Genomic DNA, 22,283 nt, shown 5'->3' on the forward strand with positions numbered 1-22,283 from the left:
CGCATGAGGTGAGGGATGGACGCTTTCAACCCGACCACGAAGACCCAGCAGGCGATCTCGTCGGCGGCACAGGCGGCCACGATGGCCGGCAACCCGCACGTTTCGGCCGCCCACCTGCTGGGCGCCCTGCTGGCGCAGGGTGAGGGACTGACCGCACCACTGCTGACCGCGGTCGGGGCCGACCCGGAGGTGGTGCACAAGGAGCTCGACCCGATCGTCCACGCGTTGCCGTCCGCGACGGGCGCCACCGTATCGAGCCCGCAGTTCGACACGAACGGCGTGAAATCGCTGACGCAGGCGCAGAAGCTCGCCACCGAACTCGGCGACGAGTACGTGTCGACCGAGCACCTGCTCGTCGGCCTCGCCACCGAGGGTGGCCAGGTGGCCGACCTGCTCAAGCGTCACGGCGCGACGCCCGAGGCGTTGCGTGAGGCGTTCGCGAAGGTGCGCGGCTCCGCGCGCATCACGAGCCCCGACCCGGAGAGCACGTTCAAGGCGCTGGAGAAGTACGGCGTCGACCTGACCGATCGGGCCCGCGCGGGTGAGCTCGACCCGGTCATCGGGCGCGACACGGAGATCCGCCGTGTCGTGCAGGTGCTTTCGCGGCGGACCAAGAACAACCCGGTGCTGATCGGTGAGCCGGGCGTCGGCAAGACGGCGATCGTCGAGGGCCTGGCCCAGCGGATCGTCGCCGGTGACGTGCCCGAATCGTTGCGGGGCAAGCGCGTGGTTGCCCTGGACCTCGGGTCCATGGTGGCCGGCGCAAAGTACCGCGGCGAGTTCGAGGAGCGGCTGAAGGCCGTGCTCAAGGAGATCACGGACTCGGCCGGCCAGGTCATCACCTTCATCGACGAGCTGCACACGATCGTCGGCGCCGGTGCCACCGGCGAGGGCGCGATGGACGCGGGCAACATGATCAAGCCGATGCTCGCGCGCGGTGAGCTGCGGATGGTCGGCGCGACCACGCTCGACGAGTACCGCCAGCACATCGAGAAGGACGCGGCTCTGGAGCGGCGCTTCCAGCAGGTGCTGGTGGGCGAGCCGTCGCCGGAGGACACGATCGCGATCCTGCGTGGGCTCAAGGAGCGCTACGAGGTGCACCACGGTGTCCGCATCACGGACGCCGCGCTGGTGGCCGCCGCGACGCTGTCCGACCGCTACATCACCGCGCGGTTCCTGCCGGACAAGGCGATCGACCTCGTCGACGAGGCTGCCTCCAAGCTGCGCATGGAGATCGACTCGCGCCCCGTCGAGATCGACGAGGTGGAGCGCGCCGTGCGGCGCATGGAGATCGAGGAGATGGCGCTGTCCAAAGAGGACGATGCCGCCTCTCTCGAACGGTTGTCCGCGTTGCGTGCCGAGCTGGCGGAGAAGCGGGAGACGCTGACCGCGTTGACCGCGCGCTGGCAGAACGAGAAGGGTTCGATCGAGCGCGTCCGCGAGCTCAAGGAGCAGCTGGAGCAGCTGCGCGGCGAGTCGGAGCGCGCCGAGCGCGACGGTGACCTGGGCAAGGCCGCCGAGCTGCGCTACGGCCGGATCCCGGCGCTGGAGAAGGAGTTCGAGGCGGCCACGGCCGCGTCGGAGGTCAGCCAGCAGAACGTGATGCTGAAGGAAGAGGTCGGCGCGGACGACGTCGCCGACGTGGTCAGCGCGTGGACCGGCATCCCCGCCGGCCGGTTGCTCGAGGGCGAGACGGGCAAGCTGCTCCGCATGGAGGAGGAGCTCGGCCGCCGCGTGATCGGGCAGGAGCAGGCAGTGCAGGTCGTGTCCGACGCCGTGCGGCGGGCGCGGGCCGGTGTCGCCGACCCCGACCGTCCGACGGGTTCGTTCCTGTTCCTCGGGCCGACCGGCGTCGGCAAGACGGAGCTGGCGAAGGGCCTGGCCGAGTTCCTGTTCGACGACGAACGCGCGATGCAGCGCATCGACATGAGCGAGTACTCCGAGAAGCACTCGGTGGCACGGCTCGTGGGTGCCCCGCCGGGCTACGTCGGCTACGACCAGGGCGGCCAGCTCACCGAGGCCGTCCGGCGGCGCCCCTACACGGTCGTGCTGCTGGACGAGGTCGAGAAGGCGCACCCCGACGTGTTCGACGTGCTCCTGCAGGTCCTCGACGACGGCAGGCTCACCGACGGCCAGGGCCGGACGGTGGACTTCCGCAACACCATCCTCATCCTGACGTCGAACCTCGGCTCCCAGGCCATCGCCGACCCGTCGCTGGACGAGAACCAGCGTCGCGACGCGGTGCTGGAGAGCGTGCAGCGGCAGTTCAAGCCGGAGTTCCTGAACCGACTGGACGACATCGTGGTGTTCCACGCCCTCGGCACGGAACAGCTGACGTCCATTGTGGACATCCAGGTCGCACGGCTCGCGGCTCGTCTGGCCCAGCGGCGGCTGCACCTGGAGGTCACCGATGGGGCGCGCGAATGGCTGGCTTTGAACGGCTTTGACCCGATCTACGGGGCCCGGCCGTTGCGTCGGCTGGTGCAGTCCGCGATTGGTGACCAGCTGGCCAAGAAGCTGCTGTCGGGGGATATCCGCGATGGTGACACTGTGCGGGTGGACATCCCGCAGCTGGAGGCCGCAGACACGCTGACGGTTGAGCGCGTCTGACGGCTGCTGGTTCTGAACGGCCCTTCCACTTCGGTGGGAGGGCTGTTCTGCGTTTGTGGGGTGGTTCGGTTGGGTTGCGCCGGGGAGGTTCGTTTCGCCTGGGGGAGCGAGTGGACCGGTGATGCCGCGGCGCTGGGGGCGAACGGTCCTTTCGCGTGGGCTTGGCGGCGCGAGTGGTCAGCTGGTATCTCCGCCGCCGCACGAGTGGACCGCTCGCGTGGACCCGACGCCCCGTTTCTCGACAGGACCGCTCGCGCGGCGCGGACCGATTGCGCTCGGCGGCGGGACGCGAGTGGTCCTTTCGCGCGGGCTCGGCGGCGAGCGCGAGTGGACCGATCGTGCCGTGTTTCGGTGGCGAGTGGTCCTTTCGCATGGGCTTGGTGTGGTGAACGGGCCGTTCGTGCCGGAGCTACCGCACGACAAGACCGCTCGAACCGAGCCGAGGGACGTGCGCGACGGGACCGATCACGCCGCGCGGCGCGGCGAGCGGACCGGCCGCGCTCCCCGATGGGGCGCGAGTGGACCGGCCGCGCTCGGCGGCGCGGCACGAATGGACCGTTTGTGCTCAGCGGCGGGCGCGAGTGGACCCATCGTGCCGCCGTTCGGTGGCGAGTGGTCCCTTCGCGCGGGCTCGGCGTCGTGATCGGTCCGATTCCGTCACCAGGCGAGTTCGCGCCGGTCCTGGAAAGACTTGCCCGTCGGGCCGTCCGGCCCCATCGTGGCGAGCCGGATGGCTTCCACGGCGCCCTCCGCGGGCGTGCGCGTGCCACGGAAGCCGTTGAAGTCCGTGGCCACATGCCCGGGGCAGGCGGAGTTGACCTTGATCGCGGTATCGGCCAGTTCGTGGGCGTAGTGGGCGGTCAGAGCGTTCAGCGCGGTTTTCGAGCTCGAGTACGGCATCGACGGCTGCCCGACCCACGCGCCCGGCTCAGCGAGGGAGCCGCGCAAGCTCGAGACCATCACGATGCGGCCGGCGGCCGATTCGCGCAGCAGCGGCAGGAAGGCATTGGTCACGCGGACGACGCCGAACACGTTGGTCTCGTAGACCTGGCGCATCGCGGCGACGTCCTCCTGGGATGGCAGGCCATAGCCGCCGGTGTTGGTGCCGGCGTTGTTGACCAGCACGTCGAGGCGGCCGATCGTCCGCACGGCGGCGGCGACCTGCTCGTCCGAAGTCACGTCGAGCTGGACGAAGCGGCCGCCGATCTCCGCCGCGCCAGCAGTGCCGCGGGACCGGTCGCGGGCGCCGAGCCACACGTCGAAACCGCGGGCGGCCAGGCCGGCCGCGATCGCCTTGCCGATGCCTTTGCCCGCGCCGGTCACGAGAGCAGTGGGTGTTGTCATAACAACACCGTACCTCGAAGAGTGTTGTCATGACAACGTGGCAGTACAGTGACCCGCTGTGGATCGGCTGGCCGGCGACGAGCTGGAGTTCTGGCACGCGTTCAAGCACGCGGCGGAGTCGGTGCGCGCCCGCGTCGCGGAGGACATCGCGGCGGCGACGGGACTGTCCGATCCGGACTTCGGCGTGCTCACGCGCCTGGCGGACCACGCGGGGCGGCTGCGGCAGAACCAGCTCGCCGAGTCGATGGGCTGGCACCGCAGCCGGCTGTCGCACCACCTGACGCGGATGGAGCAGCGCGGGCTCGTCGAGCGGCAGCCCGCGGACGACGGCGTCGAGGTCCTGCTCACGGAGTTCGGCCGGGCGGAGGTGGAGCGGGCGCGGCCCGTGCACGCCGCCGCCGTGCGGGAGCACCTGCTCGCACCGCTGGACAAGGACGACGTCGCGACCGTGAAAGCGGCGCTCGACCGCCTGCGAACCGTGCAAAAGCCCAGAGATTAACCGATTTGTCGACCCGGCGCGGAGGGTCGTCTCGAAAGGGGCGCGCCGACACGGTGCGGGCGTTCGGGTGTAACGGCCGAGCAGCGATACCCTCACCGTCGTGGGTATCTCGGCGTGGATCTGGTTCGTCATCGCCGCCGTCGCGCTGGTGGCGGGGCTCGGCCTGCTCGCGGCCGACCGGGCCAAGGAAGGCTCGCGCAATCGCGAGCGCATGCGCTGGGCCCAGTTGCGCGGCTGGCAGTTCGTGGAGGAGGACGAGCGGCTGCCCCGGCAGTGGTCGGGCGGCGCGATCGGCTACTTCGGCGCCGACGCGGCCGTGAACGTCGTCGCGGGCTCCACCTTCACCTCCGACGGCCGCCGCCCGGTGTTCATCTTCGACATCGAGTCCGAAGGCCAGATCCCGGCGACGGTCGTGGCCGTGCGCTGCAACAAGACGCACCGCGTGCCGGTCGAGATGTGGCTGTCGAGCGTGCCGTTCCAGCGCGACAACATGCCCGAGATGCTCGGCCCGATCGGCCAGCGCTACGCCTTCGCCGACGACTCCGAAGGCGCCCGCGCGGTCATCACCCAGGAACTCGTCGACGCGGCCGACCAGCTCGGCGGCGACGTCGGCGTCGCGTGGCTCGAGAACGAATGGGTGCTGGCGAGCGTCGTGCCCAACGCCGGGCCGTCCCGGCTCGAACGCCTCCTGCGCGACCTCGGCGAGATCGCCGACATCGTCGACCCCTTCGACGAGGACTACGACACCGGCCGCACCTGGACCCCCGCCGCCGGCACACCCGCGCCCGGGGCAGCTGCCACGGCGTCTGCTTCGGAGCCCCGCTCGGCCACCCGCGCCCCGTCCCCGGCGGACACCCGCGCGACCACCCCGGTCGACACCCGCGCGACGACCCCCGTCGAAACCCGCCCGGCCGACGCCCCGACCCCGCCCGAGCCCCGCACCCCCTCCACCGGCCCGAGCACCTACGGCTCCGTCCCGGCCACCCCGTCGGCGAAACCGGACCCGGACGTCGACGAAGACTGATCACGAACGCGAAAACGGCCGCCCCGAAAGGCGGCCGTTTTTCATGTCCGGCTCAACCCAGCACCTTCAGGCCAGTCTCAACCCAACGGCGCCGTGGAAAACACCACATCCGGCACCACCGGAGTCCCGAACGCCGTCACCCCCACCGACTGCGTCTGCCCGACGCGCGGTGAAACCGAAGTCCCTGTCGAAACCGGTGCCGGAGCCACGTCCGCCGCTGCCATCTCGCCGCGGAAACCGTTGCCCGACAACGACTGCGTGGTCAGCAGGAAGCCAGAAACCGGCCCGACGTCCGCCGTGGCGAGGAGTCGCCGGCCGACGTCGGAGAAGTCCAGCGAGCCGACGAACCGACCCGTCCCGTGCTGCTCCGAATTGGCCACCAGCGAATCCAGCCCGCCGAAGTCCACGGCGTGGCCGGACGTCCGGTGCACCCCCACGCCATCGCCGAGATCGCCGGCGAAGCGCCCGGCGCCGACGTCGCCGGAGGAATCGGTGAGGACGTCGACGCCGTAGGGCAGCCAGGCGCCCTCCGCTGTGGCAGCACCAAGACCGGAGCCCGGCGAGGAAGACGTGACCCGCGACGAGTTCCCCGCCATCAGCCGCACCGGCGAGCCCGCTCGGAGTTCGTGGCGCTGTGACTGCGAAAAACCGTTTGTCGTTTTCACCGCTGTGAGTGAATCCGAAGGGCCGTAACCGGTGGTGTCGGTCGCCGCCTGCGTCGCGGAAGAAGCCGCCGGCACCGGCAACCCCCGCGTCGCCACGGAGGTGTCGCGCACGACGCCCACCGCTGCCGCCAAGGAGTGCACGGAGTGGTCGAGACTGCCGTGCTGCTGCAGGTCCAGCGGCAGGCCGTCGAGGGGAAGAGTGGGATCGGCCAGCGCGGACGCGGGGCCGGCGAGCAGCAGTGCGAGGGGTGCCGCACCGGCGGCCACCTTCGGGAGGTAGCCGGGCATTCGCTGGGTGTGCTTGCCCATGGGCCGGACCATACTTCGCCAGTGGGACAAACGCGACTGCAGGTAGGTTCGCCCCATGACCGTCACCGCCGTGATCACCGGAGCCACCGCGGGCATCGGAGCGCAGTTCGCGCGCACGCTCGCCGCCGAGAAACACGACCTCGTGCTCGTCGCCCGCGACCGGGGGCGCCTCGAGGCGTTCGCCAAGCAATTGGCAGAACGCCATCAAGTCGACACGGAGGTTCTCCCTGCCGATCTGTCCGAAGTAGACGGACGCGCGAAGGTCGAGGAGCGACTCACCGAAAAACCAGTAGACCTGCTGATCAACAACGCCGGATTCGGCCTCTCCGGCGACTTCTGGAAGATCTCCCCCGACGCGCTGCAGCGCCAGCTCGACGTGAACGTCACCGCCGTCCTGCGCCTCACCCGCGCCGCGCTGCCCGGCATGGTCGAGCGCGGCCACGGCGACATCATCAACGTCTCCAGCGTCGCCGGCTTCTTCTCCGGCCGGGGCTCGACCTACACGGCCAGCAAGAACTGGGTCACGTCGTTCACCGAAGGCGTCGCGACCTCACTGCCACCCGGCGTACGGATGATGGCCCTGTGCCCCGGCTTCACCACCACGGAGTTCCACGAGCGCGCGGGCCTGGAGAAGGAAGGCCCGAAGGCGTTCTGGCTCGGCGTCGAGCAGGTCGTGGACGAAGCGCTCACGGACCTGCGCCGCGGCAAGGTGATCTCCGTGCCGAGCCTGCAGTACAAGGCGCTGGTCGCCGTCACCGGCCTGCTGCCACGCGGGGTGCTGCGCCGGCTCTCGGCCGGGTTCGGCAACCGGAGCCGCACGTGAGGTAGGGCTGCCCCCACCCCTACCCGGCGAGCTGGCACCAGGGTGCGAACCGCCTTCGCTGCCTAGCGTTTTCCCCATGACGGATGAGGCAGTGCGGCTACAGGCCGTGCGGAAGGACTACGGCCGGGTCACCGCGCTGGCGGGCGTCGACCTGGTGTTCCCGCGCGGCGGGTTCACCGCCGTGATGGGGCCTTCGGGCTCGGGCAAGAGCACGTTCCTGCACTGCGCCGCGGGCCTCGACCGCCCCACCGCCGGCTCGGTGCACCTCGACGGCCAGGACCTCGCGAAGCTGTCGGAGACGCAGCTGACGAAGCTGCGCCGCGACCGGATCGGTTTCGTGTTCCAGGCCTTCAACCTCCTGCCCGCGCTGACGGTCGAGCAGAACGTCGTGTTCCCGCTGCGCCTGGCCGGCCGCCGCGTCGACCGCAAGGTGGTGACGCGCATGCTCACGCACGTCGGCCTCGCCGACCGGCGCCGGCACCACCCGGGCGAGCTGTCCGGCGGCCAGCAGCAGCGCGTGGCCATCGCGCGGGCGCTCGTGGCGCGCCCGGCCGTGCTCTTCGCCGACGAGCCCACCGGCGCCCTCGACACGCGCACCGCGGCCGAAGTCCTTGCCCTGCTGCGGGATTCCGTGCGCGGCGGGCTCACCGTCGTGATGGTGACGCACGACCCGGTCGCCGCCGCGCACGCCGACCGCGTGGTCTTCCTCGCCGACGGCCGCGTCGCCGGCGAGCTCGCCCACCCGACACCCGACGCCGTCGCCGCACGCATGACGCACCTCGGCGCGTGGGCCGGCGCTGTCGCGGTCGGTGGTGCGTGATGTTCCGGCTCGCGCTGCGCACGCTTCGGTTGCGCAAAGGCGGTTTCCTCGCGACGTTCGTGGCCGCGTTCCTCGGCGCGGTGATCGTGTCGGCGTGCGGTGGCCTGATGGAGACGGGCATCCGCGCCGACGCGCCCCCGCGGCGGCTGGCGGCCGCGCCGATCGTCGTGGCGGGGCAGCAGGAGATCCGGCTGCCCAAACGCGATCCGGGCGAGGGCAAGCTCAAGACCGAAGCTGTCGCGCTGCCGGAGACCGTGCGCCTGGATCCGGCGCTGGCCGACAAGATCCGCGCGACGCCCGGTGTGTCCACTGTGGTCAGTGACGTCAACGTTCCCGTTGCGCTGCCGCAAGGACCGGCAGCCGGCCACGCGTGGGATTCCGCCGTCCTCACGCCGTTCACGCTCACTTCCGGCCACGCTCCCGGCGACGGCGAGATCGTCGTCGCCGACGTGGCCGCGAAACCCGGCGACACCATCCAGCTCGCCGCCCGTGGCACCACTGGCACCTACCGGGTCGCCGGCGTCGCCACCGCGTCGACGACCACGCCCACGATCTTCTTCACCGCCGCCGAAGCCGCGCGCCTGGCCGGAAACCAGGTCGCCGACTTCGGCGTGTTCACCAACGAAGACCCCGCCACCGTCGCCGCGCGCCTGAATCTCGGCGACGGGGTCGTCGCGCTCACCGGCGACGACCGCGGCCACGCCGAGTTCCCGCAGGCCGACGCCAGCGGCACCAACCTCGTGGTCCTCTCCGCCGTCTCCGGTGGCCTCTCCGTGCTCGTCGCCCTCTTCGTCGTCGCCAGCACCTTGGGCCTCGCGACGCAGCAGCGCCGCCGGGAATTGGCTCTGCTGCGTGCAATCGGCACGACTCCGCGTCAGCTGCGCCGGATGGTGCTCGGCGAAGCCGTGGCGATCGGCATGCTCGCGATCGCCGTGGCCGCCGCGCTCGGCCCGCTGCTCGGCCGCTGGCTCTTCGGCCGTCTGACGAACGCCGGCGTCGTACCCGACGTCGTGCGCTTCCACCAAGGCTGGCTGCCGACGGTCGTCGCCGCCGGCGCGACACTGCTCGCCGTGGTGCTCGCGGCCGTGGTCGCGGCCCGGCGCGTGAGCCGGATCCGGCCGACGGAGGCGCTGGCCGAGGCCGCTGTCGAACGCCGGTGGCTCACGCCGTTGCGGCTGATCGTCGCCGTGCTCTGCTTCGGTGGTGGGACGGCGCTCGGAATCGTGACGCTCGCGGTGATGACCGGTCCCATCGCGGCGAGCACGGCGGGACCCGCGGTGATGCTGTGGGCGATCGGCGTCGCGGCGATCAGCCCCGGCGTCACGAAGCTCATGGCGATGCTGCTGCACGCGCCGGTCCGCCTGCTCGGCGGCGTCACCGGCTGGCTGGCGATGGCCAACACCCGGGCCGCGGCCACGAAGGTGTCGGGCGCGGTCACGCCGATCATGCTGGCCGTCGGCATCGCGACCGCCAACATCTACCTGCAGACGACCACACAAGCCGTGTCGCAGCAGGCCTTCACCGAAGACCTGCGCGCCGACGCCGTGGTCGCCGCCCCGGCCGGCGTCAGCCCCGAGCTCCTCCGGCGCGTGCAGGACGCACCGGGCGTCGTCGCCGCGTCGGAGTACGTGACCAGCACGGTCTTCGTCACCGCGCCCTACGACGACAGCCAGGACGACGACGGCCACGCAGCCCTCGGCCTCACTGCCGGCAGCGCCGCGCAGACGACGTCGGCGAAGGTCGCCGCAGGCAGCCTCGACGCGCTCACCGGCGACGCCGTCGCGTTGCCCGCGAGCGTGGCCACGGAGCTGCACCGCGGAGTCGGCGACGTCGTCACGCTCCGCCTCGGAGACGGGCACGAGGTGACCGTTCGCGTCGTCGCGCTCGTCGACCAGCGCGCCGGCTTCGAGACGCTGCTGTTCCCCGCCGGCCTGCTCGCCGCCCACACCACCGCGGGCCTCGCGCCGCAGGTGCTCGTGCGCGCCGCACCCGGCGTCGACCAGGCGCGGCTCACGACGAGCCTCACCACGGCCACCGCCGGCCAACCCGTGTCCGTCGGCGACCGCGAGTCGCTGCTCGCCGCCCACGCGACCGGTGACGCGGTTGGCGCGTGGGTCAACTACCTGATGATCGGGATGATCATCGGCTACACCGTGATCTCCGTGGTGAACACGCTCGTGATGGCCACCGCGCGCCGTCGCCGCGAGTTCGGTCTGCAGCGCCTCGGCGGTTTCACGCGTACACAAGTGCTGCGCATGGCGGGCGTCGAAGGCGGACTGATCGCGACGATCGGCGTGGTGCTCGGCACGGTCGTCTCCGCGGGTGCGATCGTGCCGTTCTGCCTGGTGGCCACGGGTTCGCCGCTGCCGACCGGGCCGATCGGGATCTACCTCACCGTGGTCGCGACCGCCGCCGTGCTCGCGCTGGTGGCGTCGCTGGTGCCCGCCTGGGTGGCCACGCGGGCGCGGCCCGTGACGGCCGTCGCGCTCGGCGAGTGACGAGCGGGCTTGTCGGTGGCGTGTGTAAGACTCTCGGCCGTGGCGTACCCCGGGTTGGATCAAAGTGCGAAGCTCGAACTGGCCAGGCTGGTCAGCGAACTGGCCGTGGTGCACGGCAAGGTGACCCTATCGTCGGGCAAGGAAGCCGACTACTACGTCGATCTCCGCCGGGCGACCCTGCACCACGCGGCGGCGCCGCTCATCGGGAAGCTGCTGCGGCAGCTCACGGCCGACTGGGACTACGTCGCCGCCGGCGGCCTCACCCTCGGCGCCGACCCGGTCGCGCTGGCGATGCTGCACTCCGCCGCGAGCGACGGGATGGTGCTCGACGCCTTCGTCGTCCGCAAGGCGGTGAAGGAGCACGGCATGCAGCGCCGCATCGAGGGCGTGGAGGTGCGCGGGCAGCGCGTGCTGGCCGTCGAGGACACCTCGACCACGGGCGGCAGCGTGCTCACGGCCATCGAGGCGCTGCGCGAGGCCGGGGCGGTCGTCGCGGGCGTCGCCACGGTGGTCGACCGCGACACGGGTGCACGCGAGGCCATCGAGAAGGAAGGCCTCGAGTACCGCTACCTGCTGAACAAGGACGACCTCGGCCTGAACTGAGCGCGGTTCTCGGAGATCACCGAGAATGCGTGCGTGACGAACACCCCCTCGCCGGTGTCCCCCTGGTGGAAGGGGGTGCCGTGACCACGACGGAGCTCGACGACGCGACGCTGGTCGGCCGCGCCCGCGACGGCGACGTGCGGGCGTACGAACAGCTCGTGCTGCGCTACCAGGCGCCCATGTTCCGGCTCGCGGTGAAGATGCTCAACCACCGCGGCGACGCCGAGGACGTGGTGCAGGAGGTGTTCCTCGGCGCGTGGCGCAAGCTCGCGCAACTGCAGGACGACAGCGCGTTCGTCGGCTGGCTCTACCGCAGCACGGCGAACCGCTGCCTCAACGTGATCCGCGCGCGCCGTCCGCAGGCCGACGTCGACCTCGAGCTGGCGGAGTCGCCGCGCACCGACGGGCAGCCCGAGCACGCGGCGCAGGTCAGCGGGCAGCTCGAGGCGCTCAACGCGGCGTTGCAGCAGCTCACGCCGCCGCAACGCGTGTGCTGGCTCCTGCGTGAGGTCCACGGCCGCTCCTACGACGGGATCGCCGAGGTCGTCGGGGTGAACGCCGCGGCCGTCCGGGGCCGCATCGCCCGGGCTCGGGCGCAGCTGGCGGAGGTGATGAAGCCGTGGCGGTGAACGAGACCGGCACAGATTACGAACTGCCGTGCGGCCGGGACCTGGACGCACTCTGGGACCGGCTCGACTCGGTCGACGCGCACGAGGCGACCTGCCCGCACTGCGGAACCGCGCGCGAGAGCCTGCTGGCCCTGCGTTCGGCGACGGCCGAGCTCGTCGCCGAGCCCGATCCGGTGCCACCGGGCCTGGTGGGACGCATCATGTCGGCCGTGCGGGCCGAGGCGCGGCGCGGGCAGATGCTCGACCTGCCGACGCCGGAGCCGGGCCGGGTGGAGGTGAGCGAGGCGGCTGTGGCCGTGGTGCTGCGCTACGCCGCCGACTCCGCGGGTGACGTCCGGGCCCGCCGCTGCCGCGTGCGCACGGTCGGGATCGCTTCCGACGGGGGTGGGATCGTCGAGGTCGAGCTCACGCTCGCGGTGCGGCTGGGGAACGTCGACGGTGCCGAGACGTTGGCCCGGGTGCGCGAACGCGTCACGGCCGCGGCCGCGGCGCGCGTCGGGCTGACGCTCGCGAAGCTGGACCTGCTGGTCGAGGACGTGTACGAGGACGGGGAATGACGGGCGATGCCGAGTACGTGATCGCGGACCCGGTGGTCGCGAGCGTCGCGGCCCGGGCCGCGCTCGACACCCCCGGCGTCGTGCGGCTGGAGCCGGGCCTGCGCGGCCTCGTCACGGCGTGGACGCGGGCGGCGCGCGGGCGGTGGCAGGGGCTGGATCCGGCGCCGATCGACGGCGTGCGCGTGCGCGGCGTCGAGGGTGGGCTGTCGGTGGAAGTAGACGTGGTGACGTCGGCGTTCGACCAGGCCGCCGCCGTGGGGCGGGCGGTGCAGCGGTCGGTGACGCGCGTCGTGGCCGAGCAGACGGGGCTGGCTGTCGACACCGTGGTGGTGTCCATTGTGGATATCGAGCTGGAGCGCCGGTGAGCGTCGCCGACGGCATCGTCGCGGCGCTCGCCGACGTGGAGGGGCTGCGGCCGGCGGTCCAGCGGAGTTGGGGTTCTGCGGTGGATCTGACGCCGGGCGCGGTGCAGGTCCGGCTGATCGCCACGCGCCTGCCGCTGCCGCCGTTGCTGGCGCGCGCGGCGGCCGTGGTGCGGCCGGCGCTGGTGGACACGGAGTGGGCGGGCGCGACGCTGCGGCTGATCGTCACCGACGTCGACGCCGGCGCGTTTTCCTGAGCGCTGTGCTTTCCTGAGCCCCGCGTCACACGATCGGGTCGTGACGATCACCGGGCCGTTGTGTCGAAGCGGTGACGGGGCAGGAAAGCCTTGTCCCGCCTCGCTTCCCAACCTACTGAGGGAGAAGTTCGATGACTGCCGCAGAGAAGACCGTTGACCTCGTGGTGGCTCCTGGCCTCGTGACCGACCAGGGCACTACGACGATCGCCGACGTGGTCGTGCAGAAGATCGCCGGCCTCGCCACGCGTGAGGTGCCGGGCGTCCACGCGCTGGGCGGCGGCGCGGCGCGGGCGCTGGGCGCGCTGCGCGACCGCATCCCGGGCGCGTCCGCGAGTGCGGGCCAGGGCGTGGCCGTGGAGGTCGGCGAGAAGCAGGCGGCGGTGGACCTGGAGATCGTCGTCGAGTACGGCGTGCCGATCGCGGACCTCTCGCGCCAGGTGCGACGCAGCGTGATCGGCGCGATCGAGCGCATGACGGGCCTGGAGGTCGTCGAGGTGAACATCAACGTCGGCGATGTGTACATCCCGAGTGCGGACGAAGAGCCCATCACGAGTGATCGGGTGCGCTGAGGGACCTTTCCGGCGCGGGGCTCGTACCCGGAGTGACCACTCCGTTACCCCTCGGGTGAACGCGTTGCTCCCCTGGGTGGAACATCACAGCGAGTGAGGAATTTTCGCCCGCCGGGGCACGGTTACCGGAGTAACGTCGCTGGTAGAAGCCGGGGGAAAGGGGGCGGTGGTGAGCGCTTCGGTTGCGCATTTCCTCGCCGACGTGACGGTGGCGGTGCACATCCTCGCCCTCTTGTTCATCGGACTCGGCGGTTTCCTCGCGTGGCGCTGGCCGCGGGTCGCTCTCGTGCACGTGTTTTTCGCGGCCTGGGGCGTGCTGGTGAACGTCACCCCGGTCCCGTGTCCCCTGACCGCGGCGGAGAACTTCTTCCGTCACCAGCAAGGACTTGGTGACCTGCCGGGCGGGTTCAACGCCTACTACCTGTACGACACGGTCGTACCGCGCTCGCTGCTGCCGGCCGTCGCCGTGATTGCCTTGGCCCTGGTGATCTTCTCGTACGTCGGCGCCTACCACCGCTGGCGCCACCGCCACGACGACACTCCGGCTCACCGCGTCCGCCTGGGCTGAGCGAGAATCGTCACTCGTGACGGAAGATCCCGAGGCCGGGCCCACCGAGTGGGTGGGTCGTGAGCCGGTTGGTGTGGGTCCGTGGGTGGGCGAGTGGCCTTCGGATCCGCGGTACGACCCTGAGCTGCTGGAGCACGGCGATCGTCGGAACGTGGTGGATGCGTACCGGTATTGGCGCCGTTCGGCCATCGTGTCCGATGTGGATGCTCGGCGGCATCCGTTCCACGTGGCGATCGAGAACTTCCAGCATGACCACAACATCGGGACGGTTGTTCGGACGGCCAATGCCTTCGCCGCTGCCGAGGTGCACATCGTGGGGCGCCGGCGGTGGAACCGTCGCGGGGCGATGGTGACGGATCGGTATCAGCATTTGCGGCATCATGAGGATGTTGCGGGGTTGGTGTCTTTCGCTGCTTCTGCCGGGTTGGCCGTGGTGGCGGTGGACAACACGCCTGGGTCGGTGCCGGTGGAGGTGGCTTCGCTGCCGCGGGAGTGTGTGCTGCTGTTCGGGCAGGAGGGGCCTGGGCTGTCAGAGGAGGCTCAGGCTGCTGCTTCGATGGTGGTGTCGATTGCGCAGTTCGGTAGTACGCGGTCGATTAATGCCGGAGTTGCGGCGGGGATTGTCATGCATGCTTGGGTGAGGGAGCATGCGGATTTGTCTCGGTCTTGGTGATTCCGGCGGAAAACTCCGATTTCAGTGTTACGACGGTCTGGACCACGTGGCAGGGCGGAAGACTCGCCTTGACGCGTGGTCCAGACCGATAGCCGCCGGCGCTGCGAACGGGGCCGCGGCGGCGCCGGCTGGTCAGCTGGCTGGGCTCAGTTTGTCAGCGCTGGGCCGGAGCCGGAGCGGAGACACCAGTGCGGCGCTGAGCGGGAGCCGGTGCGGAGACGCCGGTCCGACGCGTGGGAGTAGCCGCACTGCCGCGCTGCGCCGGAGCGGTGACGCCGGTGCGGCGGGTGGCCTCCGGTGCGGTGCCGCGCTGAGCGGGAGCCGGTGCGGCGACGCCGGCCCGACGCGCGGGAGCAGCCGCGCTGGCGCGCTGGGCCGGGGCGGAGACGCCGGTGCGGCCGGCAGGGGCCGGTGCCGCCCGGCGCTGGACCGGAGCAGCCGTGCCACGCGGGGCGGGGGCGGTGCCGCGTTCGGCGGGCGCGGGGGCGGCGGTGCGCTGAGCGGCAACCGGAGCCGGAGCGCCGGCGGGCGCCGCGTTGGCGGCCGGGCCGAACAGCGCGAGCCCGCCGCAGGCGGCGGCCAGGCCGATGAGACCGGAAACGGTGAGCTTCTTGGCGTTCATGATGTTCTCCCCGACTGTCGAGTGGATCTTGCGCACCACCGAACGTAGGGGCGGGTTGTCAGGAACCGGTTTCAATCGGGTCAGGCCGGGATCAGGGGGCGCCATCCTGCGCGAACGGGCAGAATCGCGGGTATGAGCGTCGACCGGGTTGGGCGGGCGGCTGCGGCGGAGCGCGCCGTGCGGGGGCGGCACCTGCGGCGCGTCTGGGGTGTGCCCGGGACGGTGCTGGGGCGCAGCGGCTGGCCGCCGACCGCCGGGCAGCGGCTGCACTGGCACTGGAACTACTGGTGGCAGGCGCATTTGCTGGACAGCCTCGTCGACGCCCAGCTGCGCGACCCGCAGCCCGAGCGCGCGAAGGTGATCGCGCAGTTCGTGAAGGCCGTGCACTTGCGCAACTTCGGCAAGTGGATCAACGACTACTACGACGACATCGCCTGGCTCGGCCTTGCCCTGCAACGCGTCCGCGCGCTGGGCCTGTCCGATGTGGACCGCGCCATCTCGGACATCGACGCCCAGCTCCACGAAGGCTGGACCGACGACGCCGGCGGCGGCATCTGGTGGCGCCGCGGCGACACGTTCAAGAACACCCCCGCCAACGGTCCCGCTGCCATCTTCCACGCCCGCGAAGGCGACATCACCCGCGCGCGCGACCTGACGAAATGGCTCACCGACACCCTCGTCGACCCCACAACCGGCCTCGTCTGGGACGGCCTCCGCGTCGACACCGGCGAACTCGCCAAGCACATCTTCACCTACTGCCAAGGCGTCTACCTGGGCGCGTGCCTCGAACAGTCCGATGTGGAATCCGCCTCGCGCACCGTCCGCGCCATCGCCGGCCACCTCGCCCCCGGCGGCATCCTCCGCGGCCAAAATGGCGGCGACGGCGGTCTCTTCGCCGCCATCGCCGCCCGCTACCTCGCCCTCGCCGTGCCGCACCTGCCCACCCCGGAAGCCGCCACCGCCCGCACCCTCGTCCTCACCACCGCGGACGCCTGCTGGTCCGGCGCCACCCCGACGCCCTCCGGCCCCCTGTTCAGCGCCGAATGGGCCAACCCCGCACCTTCAAACCCGCCACCCCCCGACGCCCCCGAACGCGACCTGTCCGTCCAAACCGGAGCCTGGATGCTCCTCGAAGCCGCCGCGACGCTCGCGTAACCGCCGTCGTGCTGCACAGACTGCTGTGACCCCGCCGCTGGAGGCCGGCTCTTGGGCGGAGCGATCATCGATCGAACGTCTGACGATGGCCTTCCTTCCACCACAACTTTCCGCGACCTGCGGCAACGCTGATCTCGCCCTTGAACCTGACTACGGCAACTCGCTCCTAGCCATGCCTCTCTCCCTTGTGTGCAGCCACTTTCAGCGAGTTGGCCCCAGTTGCCCACAGGCGCCCTGAGTTGTGGACAACTAGCACCCTTTGGGCCCTGACCAGCCGTTTTCGTCCGGTTGCCCCGGTAGAATGGGCATGGGAGCGCCCCCCAGGGAGGGTGGGGGTTGTCTGTCGGGGGTGGGCCCTGCTGCAGCAAGGGAAAGGGGTCTGGCAGGAGCTTGTGGAGCGCAGTGCCGGGGCGGTCGGGTGCGGCCGCGGCGGCGTGGAAAGCGAAGTGCGGTGGGGGCGAGGGTAAAGCCGTCGACGCCGGCAAGTGTCGTTCGAACCCGGAAGTCCTAAGCAGAAGCGAAAGCGGAGAAGCTGGAAGAACTGCATGCGAGAGCCGCGCCGCCGATGCGATCGGGCGCGGAGACCCCCAGGAGCTCAGGAACCGCAAGAGGGCCGGTCGAAGAGCCGGCCGGCCAGCGCGCTCGGAGCTACCTGACGGAAGCCCGGAGGCTCGGCAGCTGGTGTGATAACCGGGCTGTGCAAGCGCGAGGGCAGAACGTGAAGCTCAGCAACCGCACGAAGCGCGGTGCAGGAACCGCGGCGCCAGCCGCACCGCTTCAGGACGGCGGTCCGGCTCCTGCACCCGCGCCATCAACAGCTGCACCGCCCGCCGGCCGATTTCCGAGATGGGCTGGGCCATCGTGGTGATGGCGGGGGAGACCGTGCGGGCCCAAGCCATGTCGCCGAAGCCGACGATGGCGAGTTCGGCGCCGATGCGGATGCCGCGGCGGTGGGCTTCCCATTGGACGCCCATGAGCATGGACTCGCCGGCGACCACCACGGCGCTGGGGGAGGGCCAGCCGTCCAGGAGTTTGGCGGCGGCGCGGGCCGCGCCGCCCGGGGAGGACATGCCGCAGGCGACGAGTTCGGGGTTGTAGCGCAGGCCGGTGCGGTCGAGGCCGAGGCGGTAGCCCAGAGTGCGCTCTTCGCTGACGGCCGAGTCGGCGGCGCCGGTGATCATGGCGATGCGGCGGTGCCGACGCGAAGCCAGGTGCTCGACCAGCGAAGACACCGCCTGGATGTTCTCCGAGCCCACCTGGTCGACGTCGTTGCGGCCGGCGATGCGATCAACCAGCACTGTGGGGACGCCCATGCGCACGAGACCGTTGATGACCGCGTCGTCGCCGGGGGCCGGAACCAGCAAGACCCCGTCGACTCGGTCGGCCCGCAGCGCACGCACCACGGCCGCCTCTTCGGCCACCGAATCGTGCGTGTCGGCGAGCATCAGGTCGCAGCCGGCGCGCGCGGCGGCGCCGCGGATCGCGCGCAGCAGATCGCCCGTGTACGGGTTCGCGTGCATGCCCAGGGCAACACCGAACCGGTGGGTGACCGGCGTGTCCCAAACAGGGATCTCCGGCGCCAGAGCGGTCATGTCCGTGGCCCTCGTCGTCGTGCTTACCCAACGGTAACCGCTCGGGGGGCCCCGCCGAGCTGCGCGAGAGGCGATCCACCCCAAGAATCACCAGTGTGAGTGAACGGTCAGGCCGCCCCGGGGCACCCGCACGACTGTCGGTGGCGCAGCGTGGGCGGCAGCCGGACGGTCTCGGCCGCGCGCGTGGGCTCGGCGAGGCGGGCCAGCAGCAGCTGCACGGCGCGGCGGCCGATCTCCTCGATCGGCTGCGCCATGGTGGTCAGCGGGGGGTCCACCAGGTCGGCCCACTCGACGTCGTCGTAAACGACCACCGGCAGGTCACGGCCGATGCGCAGGCCGCGCCGGCGGGCCTCGTGCAGGACGCCGACCATCATGCTGTCGTTGGCCACCACCAGCGCCGTCGGCGGTTCCGGCAGCGCCAGCAACGTGCTCAGCGCCAGGGCGCCACCGTCGCGGTGCGAGTTCCCGCAGGCCACGAGGTCAGGCGACCACGCGAGCCCCGAACGGCCCAAGCCCAGCCGGTAGCCGAGCACGCGCTCGTCGCTGGTCGTGAGGCCCGGCGCGCCGGAGATCATGCCGATCCGCCGGTGTCCGAGCGACGCCAGGTGAGCGGTCAAAGCCGACGTCGCCTGAATGTTCTCCGCCCCGACCTGGTCGACGTCGGTGCGGGTCGAGAGCCGGTCGATGAGCACCGTCGGCACGTCCAGCGACACCAGTTCACCAATCACAGGACCGTCGCCCGGGGAGGGAGTCACCAGCAGGCCGTCGACGCGACGGGATCGCAGGGCCCGCACCACGTCACGCTCGGTCGCCGCCGTGTCGTGCGTGTCGGCGAGCAGCACCGTGTAGCCGTTGGCCGAAGCCTCCCGTTCGATCGCCTGCATCAGGGCCGCGAAGTACGGGTTGGCCACCAGCGAGACCGCCATGCCGATCGAGCGCGTACCGCCCGTGACCAGGGAACGAGCGATCGCGTCACCGGTGTAGCCGGTGGTCTCGATGGCCCGCAGCACCGCGGCCTTCGTGTCCTCCGCGACGGCGCGCGTGCCGTTGACGACGTGGGAAACCGTCGTGATCGACACCCCGGCGAGCTCCGCGATATCGCGCTGGGTGGGCCGGGAGGAGCGGGTTTGTGGCATGTCAGTCCTTAACCAGGTTCACTCGCAAGCGTTTGCGCAAACGCTTGCGACGTGACATGAGTCTGTCTACCTTGCCGACCATCGGCAACCTCGCAGGAGGGTATTCATCCATGAGACAGCGCAGTCTCACCGCGCTGGCGTTGGCCGCCGTGGTCGGCACCGTGCTAGGCACCACCGGCTGCACGGTCGAGCGCCACTGGGGCGGCAACACGACGCCGGCCGGCAGCGGTAAGGCCAAGGTCGGGCTGGTCACCAAGACCGACACCAACCCGTACTTCGTCGAACTGCGCAACGCGGCAAGCGCGGCCGCGAAGGCCAACGGCGCCGACTTCAGCGCGCTCGCCGGCCAGTTCGACGGCGACAACGACGGCCAGGTCCGGGCCATCGAGAACCTCATGCAGCAGGGCGTGAACACGATCCTGATCACCCCGAGCTCGTCCACCGGCGTGCTCAAGGCGATCAAGGACGCGCGCGACGCCGGCGTGCTCGTGATCGCGCTCGACACCGCCACCGAGCCGGCCGACGCCGTCGACGCCACCTTCGCCACCGACAACTTCGCGGCCGGCCAGCAGCAAGGGGCTTACGTGAAAGCCGCGCTCAAGGGCGTCGACCCCAAGCTGCTGATGGTCGACGGGACCGCCGGCTCCTCCGTCGACACCGAGCGTCACGGCGGTTTCCTCAAGGGCATCGGCCTCACGGACTCCTCGCCCGAGATCAAGGGCCACACCCCCGCCAACGGCGACCAGAGCCTGGCGCAACAGGGCATGGAGAACCTGTTGCAGCGCAGCACGGACATCAACGCCGTCTACTCCATGAACGAACCCATGGGCCGCGGCGCGTACGCCGCGCTGAAGGCCCGCGGCCTCACCGACCGCATCGTGATGGGCTCGATCGACGGCGGCTGCGAAGGCGTCCAGAACGTCAAGGACGGCCTCTACGCGGCCACCGTGATGCAGTTCCCGAAGAAGATGGCCGAACAGGGCGTGCTCGCCGCCGTCGACTACGCGAAGACCGGCAAGAAGCCCACGGGCTTCGTGAACACCGGCTCCACCGTGATCACCGACAAGCCGATGCCGGGCGTCCCCAGCCAGAACACCACGTGGGGCCTGCAGAACTGCTGGGGAGGCGCGAAATGACCACCGCGACGGTGAACGGGACCCGTGAGCGCGAGTCGCTCGGCGAGTTCCTCCTGCGCGCGCCCGCGGTCGGCCCCGCGCTCGCGCTGATCGTGGCAATCGTGGTCTTCTCACTGGCCACGGACACGTTCTTCGACCTCGACAACCTGTCCACAGTGGTCCAGCAGTCACTGGTCGTCGGCACGCTCGCGCTCGGCCAGACGCTGATCATCCTCATCGCCGGCATCGACCTGTCCAACGCGTCGTCGATGGTCGTGGCCACGCTGATCATGGCGAAGCTCGCCGCGGCGGGCACCAACGGCTTCGTCGCGCTGCTCGCCGGAATCGCGCTGACGGTGCTCGTCGGTCTGTTCATCGGCACTCTCGCCACGCGGATCAAACTGCCCGCCTTCATCATCACGCTCGGCACGTTCACCGGCCTGACCGCCGTGGCGAAGCTGATCGCGGGCGGCCAGGCCGTGCCGGTCACCGACGGGCTCCTGCAGTGGCTCGGCACGAAGCGTTACCTCTTCGGCGGCATCCCGATCACCTACGGCATGACGCTCGCGCTGCTCATGTTCCTCATCGTCTGGTACTCGCTCACGAAAACCGCGTGGGGCAAGCACGTCTACGCGGTGGGCAACGCGCCGGAGTCCGCGCGCCTGTCCGGCATCAAGGTCAACCGCACGGTGATCTCCGTGTACCTGGTCGCGGGTTTCTGCTTCGGCATCGCCGCGTGGCAGGCGCTCGGCCGCACACCCAACGCCGACCCGAACCAGTTCCAGCTCGGCAACCTCGACTCGATCACCGCCGTGGTCCTGGGCGGCACGAGCCTCTTCGGTGGCCGCGGTTCGGTGCTCGGCACGCTGTTCGGCGCGCTCGTCGTGGCGGTGCTGCGCTCGGGCCTCACGCAGATGGGTGTGGACGGCAACTACCAGGACCTGGCGACCGGCGCGCTGCTCATCGCCGCCGTGGTCGTCGACCGGATCGCACGGAGGCAGCAGCAGTCATGACTTCCACAGAGCAGTCCGTAGAGCACAACGGGCAGCAGACCACGCTTTCCGCGCGCGGCCTCGTGAAGCGCTACGGCCGCGTGACCGCCATCAACGGCGCCGACTTCGACCTCTACCCCGGCGAGGTGCTCGCCGTCGTCGGCGACAACGGCGCCGGGAAATCCAGCCTGATCAAGGCGTTGTCCGGTGCGCTGATCCCCGACGAGGGCGAGATCCGCGTCGACGGCCAGGTCGTGCACTTCAAGTCCCCTTTGGACGCTCGCCACCACGGGATCGAGACGGTGTACCAGGACCTGGCCGTGGCTCCGGCGCTCGACATCGCGTCGAACATGTTCCTGGGCCGGGAAAAGCGCCTGCGCGGGCCCTTCGGCGGGCTGGCGCGCAAGCTCGACACGGGCGAGATGCGCAAGGAGGCGCAGCGGATCCTCGACGAGCTGGGCATCAACGTCAAGTCCATCTCGCAGCTCGTGGAGACGCTCTCGGGCGGCCAGCGCCAGGGGGTCGCGGTGGCGCGCGCGGCGGCGTTCGGCACGAAGGCCGTGATCATGGACGAACCGACGGCCGCGCTCGGCGTCGCGGAGTCGGCGAAGGTGCTGGAGCTGATCGGGCGCATCCGCGACCGTGGGCTGCCGGTGGTGCTGATCAGCCACAACATGCCGCACGTGTTCGACATCGCCGACCGGATCCACGTGCACCGGCTCGGCAAGCGCGTGGCCGTGGTGTCGCCGAAAACGCACACGATGAACCAGGTCGTCGGCCTGCTCACCGGTGCGCTGCAACTCGACGACGGTGGCGAGGTCGTGGAGGTCGCGGCCGCCACGCACGCCGGGCTGACCTGAC

General features: G+C 70.9%; 22 protein-coding genes and 1 pseudogene. 18 read left to right on the forward strand and 5 right to left on the reverse strand.

The features are described from left to right. Window positions 1-15: 15 nt before the first annotated feature. Entirely contained in the window at window positions 16-2,610 is a 2,595-nt protein-coding gene (clpB, locus tag AB0H62_RS12215; protein WP_220245244.1) for an ATP-dependent chaperone ClpB, read from the forward strand. Window positions 2,611-3,267: 657 nt separating this feature from the next. Here the strand turns inward: clpB and AB0H62_RS12220 are convergent. Further along, a complete protein-coding gene (locus AB0H62_RS12220; RefSeq protein WP_220245245.1) occupies window positions 3,268-3,954 on the reverse strand; it encodes an SDR family oxidoreductase in 687 nt (228 codons plus the stop codon). 58 nt (window positions 3,955-4,012) lie between these two features. Here AB0H62_RS12220 and AB0H62_RS12225 point away from each other — a divergent pair, with 58 nt between their 5' ends. Further along, a complete protein-coding gene (locus AB0H62_RS12225; RefSeq protein WP_360585834.1) occupies window positions 4,013-4,453 on the forward strand; it encodes a MarR family transcriptional regulator in 441 nt (146 codons plus the stop codon). A gap of 100 nt (window positions 4,454-4,553) precedes the next feature. Then, window positions 4,554-5,198, forward strand: a pseudogene (locus AB0H62_RS12230) (hypothetical protein); the annotation flags it as partial. A 356-nt stretch (window positions 5,199-5,554) separates the two neighbouring features. On the opposite strand, the gene AB0H62_RS12235 reads toward AB0H62_RS12230, so the two are convergent. Continuing rightward, window positions 5,555-6,451 (reverse strand): hypothetical protein, encoded by an 897-nt coding sequence (locus tag AB0H62_RS12235; RefSeq protein ID WP_360585836.1) that lies wholly within the window; start codon window positions 6,449-6,451, stop codon window positions 5,555-5,557. 55 nt (window positions 6,452-6,506) lie between these two features. On the opposite strand from AB0H62_RS12235, the gene AB0H62_RS12240 reads away from it, so the two are divergent. From AB0H62_RS12240 to AB0H62_RS12290, 11 genes are all read left to right on the forward strand, one after another. After that, window positions 6,507-7,274: an SDR family oxidoreductase gene (locus tag AB0H62_RS12240; protein WP_220245248.1), complete on the forward strand. Its 768-nt coding sequence runs from the start codon at window positions 6,507-6,509 to the stop codon at window positions 7,272-7,274. A gap of 76 nt (window positions 7,275-7,350) precedes the next feature. Then, a complete protein-coding gene (locus AB0H62_RS12245) occupies window positions 7,351-8,094 on the forward strand; it encodes an ABC transporter ATP-binding protein (protein ID WP_360585838.1) in 744 nt (247 codons plus the stop codon). After that, window positions 8,094-10,592, forward strand: coding sequence for an ABC transporter permease (locus AB0H62_RS12250; RefSeq protein WP_360585839.1), 2,499 nt, complete (start codon window positions 8,094-8,096; stop codon window positions 10,590-10,592). The genes AB0H62_RS12245 and AB0H62_RS12250 overlap by 1 nt, the downstream gene beginning before the upstream one ends. A gap of 39 nt (window positions 10,593-10,631) precedes the next feature. Beyond that, the gene (gene pyrE / locus AB0H62_RS12255; protein WP_360585841.1) at window positions 10,632-11,195 is read left to right on the forward strand and encodes an orotate phosphoribosyltransferase; all 564 of its coding nucleotides are present in this window, start codon (window positions 10,632-10,634) and stop codon (window positions 11,193-11,195) included. A gap of 80 nt (window positions 11,196-11,275) precedes the next feature. Continuing rightward, window positions 11,276-11,824 (forward strand): sigma-70 family RNA polymerase sigma factor, encoded by a 549-nt coding sequence (locus AB0H62_RS12260; RefSeq protein ID WP_360585843.1) that lies wholly within the window; start codon window positions 11,276-11,278, stop codon window positions 11,822-11,824. Continuing rightward, complete coding sequence (locus tag AB0H62_RS12265; protein WP_220245253.1) at window positions 11,815-12,381, forward strand: Asp23/Gls24 family envelope stress response protein; 567 nt, start codon at window positions 11,815-11,817, stop codon at window positions 12,379-12,381. Before AB0H62_RS12260 ends, AB0H62_RS12265 begins: the two co-directional genes overlap by 10 nt. Next, window positions 12,378-12,746, forward strand: coding sequence for an Asp23/Gls24 family envelope stress response protein (locus tag AB0H62_RS12270; protein ID WP_360585846.1), 369 nt, complete (start codon window positions 12,378-12,380; stop codon window positions 12,744-12,746). Before AB0H62_RS12265 ends, AB0H62_RS12270 begins: the two co-directional genes overlap by 4 nt. Continuing rightward, on the forward strand, window positions 12,743-13,000 hold the full coding sequence (locus AB0H62_RS12275) for a hypothetical protein (RefSeq protein ID WP_360585848.1): 258 nt from the start codon (window positions 12,743-12,745) through the stop codon (window positions 12,998-13,000). Before AB0H62_RS12270 ends, AB0H62_RS12275 begins: the two co-directional genes overlap by 4 nt. Window positions 13,001-13,131: 131 nt before the next feature. Then, window positions 13,132-13,569 carry an Asp23/Gls24 family envelope stress response protein gene (locus AB0H62_RS12280; RefSeq protein WP_220245256.1) on the forward strand — a complete coding sequence of 146 codons (438 nt, stop codon included), beginning with the start codon at window positions 13,132-13,134 and terminating at the stop codon, window positions 13,567-13,569. 169 nt (window positions 13,570-13,738) lie between these two features. Beyond that, window positions 13,739-14,137: a DUF2784 domain-containing protein gene (locus tag AB0H62_RS12285; RefSeq protein ID WP_220245257.1), complete on the forward strand. Its 399-nt coding sequence runs from the start codon at window positions 13,739-13,741 to the stop codon at window positions 14,135-14,137. Between the two features lie 16 nt (window positions 14,138-14,153). Next, complete coding sequence (locus AB0H62_RS12290; protein ID WP_220245258.1) at window positions 14,154-14,810, forward strand: RNA methyltransferase; 657 nt, start codon at window positions 14,154-14,156, stop codon at window positions 14,808-14,810. 154 nt (window positions 14,811-14,964) lie between these two features. On the opposite strand, the gene AB0H62_RS12295 is transcribed toward AB0H62_RS12290, so the two are convergent. After that, window positions 14,965-15,432: a hypothetical protein gene (locus AB0H62_RS12295; protein ID WP_360585851.1), complete on the reverse strand. Its 468-nt coding sequence runs from the start codon at window positions 15,430-15,432 to the stop codon at window positions 14,965-14,967. 132 nt (window positions 15,433-15,564) lie between these two features. On the opposite strand from AB0H62_RS12295, the gene AB0H62_RS12300 reads away from it, so the two are divergent. Continuing rightward, entirely contained in the window at window positions 15,565-16,587 is a 1,023-nt protein-coding gene (locus AB0H62_RS12300) for a glycoside hydrolase family 76 protein (RefSeq protein WP_360585853.1), read from the forward strand. A 725-nt stretch (window positions 16,588-17,312) separates the two neighbouring features. Here the strand turns inward: AB0H62_RS12300 and AB0H62_RS12305 are convergent. Further along, entirely contained in the window at window positions 17,313-18,179 is an 867-nt protein-coding gene (locus AB0H62_RS12305; protein WP_360585854.1) for a substrate-binding domain-containing protein, read from the reverse strand. Window positions 18,180-18,286: 107 nt separating this feature from the next. Beyond that, a complete protein-coding gene (locus AB0H62_RS12310; protein ID WP_220245262.1) occupies window positions 18,287-19,315 on the reverse strand; it encodes a LacI family DNA-binding transcriptional regulator in 1,029 nt (342 codons plus the stop codon). A gap of 110 nt (window positions 19,316-19,425) precedes the next feature. On the opposite strand from AB0H62_RS12310, the gene AB0H62_RS12315 reads away from it, so the two are divergent. The 3 genes from AB0H62_RS12315 to AB0H62_RS12325 are packed head-to-tail and all read left to right on the forward strand — an operon-like array spanning window position 19,426 to window position 22,282. Continuing rightward, entirely contained in the window at window positions 19,426-20,451 is a 1,026-nt protein-coding gene (locus AB0H62_RS12315; RefSeq protein WP_360585856.1) for a substrate-binding domain-containing protein, read from the forward strand. Next, the gene (locus tag AB0H62_RS12320) at window positions 20,448-21,443 is read left to right on the forward strand and encodes an ABC transporter permease (protein ID WP_220245264.1); all 996 of its coding nucleotides are present in this window, start codon (window positions 20,448-20,450) and stop codon (window positions 21,441-21,443) included. Before AB0H62_RS12315 ends, AB0H62_RS12320 begins: the two co-directional genes overlap by 4 nt. Then, complete coding sequence (locus tag AB0H62_RS12325) at window positions 21,440-22,282, forward strand: ATP-binding cassette domain-containing protein (RefSeq protein ID WP_266118256.1); 843 nt, start codon at window positions 21,440-21,442, stop codon at window positions 22,280-22,282. The genes AB0H62_RS12320 and AB0H62_RS12325 overlap by 4 nt, the downstream gene beginning before the upstream one ends. Window position 22,283 lies beyond the last annotated feature (1 nt).

Origin of the sequence: Amycolatopsis sp. NPDC050768 (genome assembly GCF_040654155.1) — a bacterium.
GTDB lineage: Bacteria > Actinomycetota > Actinomycetes > Mycobacteriales > Pseudonocardiaceae > Amycolatopsis.